Raw genomic sequence first — 411 nt, forward strand, 5'->3', positions numbered from 1 at the left:
GAAAGGCCTTGGCGGCTTCCTTCACCAGCGCCGGATCTCGCACCGCGGCGGTGCCGATGATGACGCGGGCGATGCCCTTGGACAGCCAGGCTTCGATCGTCTTCAGGTCGCGGATGCCGCCGCCGAGCTGCACCGGCATCTTGACCACCTTCAGCATCGCTTCGACCGCGTGGGCGTTCATCGGCTTGCCGGCAAACGCGCCGTCGAGATCGACGACGTGCAGATACTGGAAGCCCTGCGCCGCAAAGCTCTGCGCCTGGGCGGCGGGATCGAGATTGAACACGGTGGCGCGCGCCATGTCGCCCTGTTCGAGCCGCACGCACTGGCCGTTCTTGAGATCGATCGCGGGGAAGAGAATCATCGGAAACACTCACTCCCTCCCCCCTTGCGGGGGAGGGTCGGGGTTGGGGG

1 protein-coding gene is annotated in these 411 nt (G+C 66.4%); it reads right to left on the minus strand.

Going from position 1 to position 411, the window contains the following annotated elements; translation table 11 throughout:
• A partial coding sequence (locus tag DYI24_RS27860) for a HisA/HisF-related TIM barrel protein (RefSeq protein ID WP_246701410.1) occupies positions 1–361 on the minus strand: 361 nt, incomplete at its 3' end.
• Between the last annotated feature and the right edge of the window lie 50 nt (positions 362–411).

Source organism: Rhodopseudomonas sp. BR0C11 (assembly GCF_010820945.1).
In the GTDB taxonomy this organism is placed as follows: domain Bacteria; phylum Pseudomonadota; class Alphaproteobacteria; order Rhizobiales; family Xanthobacteraceae; genus Rhodopseudomonas; species Rhodopseudomonas palustris_H.